A 3,312-nucleotide genomic window follows, 5' to 3' on the forward strand; every position below is an offset into this window, starting at 1 on the left:
GGCGCGGTGCTTGCCGCACATGAAACACGACATCGTGGCAGCGCCAAATGACGTGGTGGCAGCAAACGGTGAGCCCGACACCTTGGACTTGTAGCGCAGGCCGTCAGCGAGTACGGCGGTTTTGGCGTCAGCTCTTGCCATGGTTGGGGTCTTCCTTCAGTTGGGGGTTGATGGGTTTCATGGCCTTTTCAATGGCCTCTTTGGCCTTCAGCTCGGCAGCGAGCGAGGCGTCCAGCGCAGACCGGCACAGGCCCGCATACTGGTAATTGACGTTTTCATACAGCTCGGCCGCAGCCGGGTGCGTGTCGAGCAGCGCGCCCAGCGCCATGCCGGGTTCCACATCGCCCAGTTCGTTGACCAGGTGCAGCACCACGGAGCGGTACTGCTCGGCACCCACCGGCACCGCGCTGTGCTCAAGCCGTTCCAGCAGCTCGGCCAGTACGTGGGTGACCGTGAGGTCGGTTTTGTGGGGATGGGGTTGGGTGGCGTTCATGCAGTGAATTTGGGGCTTCCTTCCCCTAAATCAAGCACTTTGCGGACCAGGTAACCGCCCTTCGGCGGTTGCTGGCCCCCTTTTGGGCTAGCCTGGATCAGCCCTGCGCGCTATATTTTTTATAGCTGCTCGCGCTTGTCTGCTGTGGGTTGGAGGCCTATTTTACCTCTAAACGGCAGGCCCGGAAGCTTTCCCCCGGCTTCCAGAGGCCATTTGGCGTRCCTGCAGGTGTTACCAAACGTCTTTTGAACGCCGTTTAATGGATGAAAAGTAGCTACAGACCAATGCTGGTAAGCGCAAGTAGCTCCTGATTTGATAGCACCCGAAATACCGCGCAGAGCGTCTACGGTACTTTTTACCCTCCATCGGGCAACCCTTTTGCCGCCAGATGGGCCACCAGCAACCTGGCCGCCGCCGACAAACCCGACTCATCCCGAAAGCAGATGGCAAAGCGCCGGCGGGCCCAGGGGTCGGCGAGCGGCATCACACGCAGCCCATAGGTGGCGGCATAAGGCTCGGCCACCTCGCGCGGCACCACGCTGATGGCCAGGTTGGCGCGGACCACACGCAAGGCGGCCTCGAAGTTGGACACGATGACGCGGTGAACCACGACCTTGCCCTTGAGCGCCGCAGCCCGCAGGAGCAGCACCTGCACAGCACTGTGCGCGGGAAGGCTGACATGCTCGAAATCCAGCGTCTGCTCAAAGTGCAGGGTTTTCTCGCCTGTCAGCGGGTGCGACGGGTGGGTCACGATGGCYAGGTGATCGGTGCGGTAGCTGCGCGACTGCAGGCCGCTCAGGTCGGCGGCGTCCCAGCAGATGCCGACCGAGGCCACGCCCTCCTTGATGCCGCGAATCACATCGGGGCTGACGCGCTCTTCCATGTCGACCTGGATGTCGTGGTGCGCCGGCTCCTGCAAAAAAGCCGCCACATCGTCGGCCAGGGACTCGGCCATGACAGAAGCCGTGGCCAGGATGCGCACCTGGCCGCGCACGCCCTGGGCATAAGCGGCCATGTCGCGCTCGATGCGCTCGGCGCTGGCCAGCATGGTGCGCGCGTGTTCCAACAGGCTTTCGCCGGCGGGCGTTGGTTCGACGCCGCGGCGCCGCCGCACCAGCAGCGGCGTGCCGACGGTGTCTTCGAGCTGGGCCAGCCGCTTGCTGATGGCCGAGCCGACGATGTTGGCCTGCTCGGCCGCGCGGGCAATGCTGCGTGCATCACATACCGCCGCGAACAGCCGCAGCGTGGTCATGTCGAGGTCTCTCATGGGCGACTCCTGGCGGTCAATGGCTAGATTTGATATTCCCATCAGGAACGTTAGCGCTTCCAGAATTGATCAACCAAACCTTTTGGGAAATTCTAAACTGCAGCCACGCCCTGAGAATGGACAGAATGACAACGGAGACCACAGTGAACCTGCCTTCAAGGCCTGCCCTCCCCCGGCAGGCAACGATTCGTGAAGTCGGCCTGCGTGACGGCCTGCAAAGCATTGCCGCCGTGATGCCGACCGCACACAAGCTGCAATGGATCCAGGCGGCCTACGACGCCGGCCAGCGCGAGATCGAGGTCGGCTCTTTTGTGCCAGCGCGCCTGCTGCCGCAGCTGGCCGACACCGCCGAACTGGTGGCCTTTTCCAAAACACTGCCTGGCCTGGTCACATCGGTGCTGGTGCCCAACCTCAAGGGTGCCGAACGCGCCATCGAATCCGGCGCCGACCTGATGCTGCTGCCGATTTCAGCCAGCCACGCCCACAGCCTGGCCAACCTGCGCAAGACGCCCGACGAGGTGGTCGAAGAAATCGCCCGCATCCGCGAACTGCGTGATGCGTCGGGCTCACCCATCGTGATCGAAGTCGGCATGAGCACGGCCTTTGGCTGCACGCTGCAGGGCCGGGTCGAGCCGTCCGAGGTGCTGCGGCTGCTGCGCGCCGTGCTGGACGCCGGCGCCGACCGCGTAGGCCTGGCAGACACCGTGGGTTATGYCGACCCGGAAATGGTTCGCCTGCTGTTTGAGCGGGCTTTTGAGGTGGCCGGTGAACGGCTCAACTGCGGCCACTTTCATGACACCCGCGGACTCGGCATGGCCAATGTGTATGCCGCGCTGCAGACCGGCGTAACGCGCTTTGACGCCTGCCTTGCCGGCATAGGCGGCTGCCCGCATGCGCCCGGCGCCAGCGGCAATGTGGCCACTGAAGACCTGGCCTATATGCTGGCCAGCATGGGCATTGAAACCGGCATTGACTTTGACAAGCTGATGGCGCTGCGCACCCGCGTGGCGGGCTGGCTTGAAGGCGAAACCCTGCACGGCACACTGTGGCGTGCGGGCCTGCCCAAAACCATGCGCCTATCTGCTGCCTCCGCTGCCGCTGCGGCCTGAACTATTTTTTCTTCCGGAACACTGCATGCAACCCATCCCCGAATCCACCACCCCACAGCCGCTGGCCGGCTTGCGCGTGGTGGAGTTCACCCACATGGTCATGGGCCCCACCTGCGGCATGGTGCTGGCCGACATGGGCGCCGAAGTCATCAAGGTCGAACCCATCGACGGCGACCGGACCCGCCGCCTGCTGGGCGCCGGCTCGGGCTTCTTCCCGCTCTTCAACCGCAACAAGAAAAGCATCGGCATTGACCTGCACGACCCGGTGGGCGCCGAAGTGGCGCGCAAGCTCTGCGCCAGCGCCGACGTGGTGGCCGAAAACTTCAAGCCCGGCACCATGGCCAAGTACGGCCTGGACTACGCCGCGCTCAGCGCCGTCAACCCGCGCATCATTTACATCAGCCACAAAGGCTTTTTGCCCGGCCCGTATGACCACCGTACAG

Annotated in this window: 4 protein-coding genes; 2 read left to right on the forward strand and 2 right to left on the reverse strand. The window is 63.8% G+C overall.

The window, feature by feature from the left end:
* Window positions 1-127 precede the first annotated feature (127 nt).
* Both AC1D1P_RS18515 and AC1D1P_RS18520 read right to left on the reverse strand, forming a co-directional pair.
* A complete protein-coding gene (locus AC1D1P_RS18515; RefSeq protein WP_457278577.1) occupies window positions 128-493 on the reverse strand; it encodes a hypothetical protein in 366 nt (121 codons plus the stop codon).
* Between the two features lie 355 nt (window positions 494-848).
* Window positions 849-1,760 (reverse strand): LysR family transcriptional regulator, encoded by a 912-nt coding sequence (locus tag AC1D1P_RS18520; protein WP_477673973.1) that lies wholly within the window; start codon window positions 1,758-1,760, stop codon window positions 849-851.
* A 125-nt stretch (window positions 1,761-1,885) separates the two neighbouring features.
* On the opposite strand from AC1D1P_RS18520, the gene AC1D1P_RS18525 reads away from it, so the two are divergent.
* Both AC1D1P_RS18525 and AC1D1P_RS18530 read left to right on the forward strand, forming a co-directional pair.
* The gene (locus AC1D1P_RS18525) at window positions 1,886-2,869 is read left to right on the forward strand and encodes a hydroxymethylglutaryl-CoA lyase (RefSeq protein ID WP_477673974.1); all 984 of its coding nucleotides are present in this window, start codon (window positions 1,886-1,888) and stop codon (window positions 2,867-2,869) included.
* Window positions 2,870-2,894: 25 nt separating this feature from the next.
* A partial coding sequence (locus AC1D1P_RS18530) for a CoA transferase (RefSeq protein ID WP_477673975.1) occupies window positions 2,895-3,312 on the forward strand: 418 nt, incomplete at its 3' end.

This window comes from Polaromonas sp. P1_E1_2, from assembly GCF_056406035.1.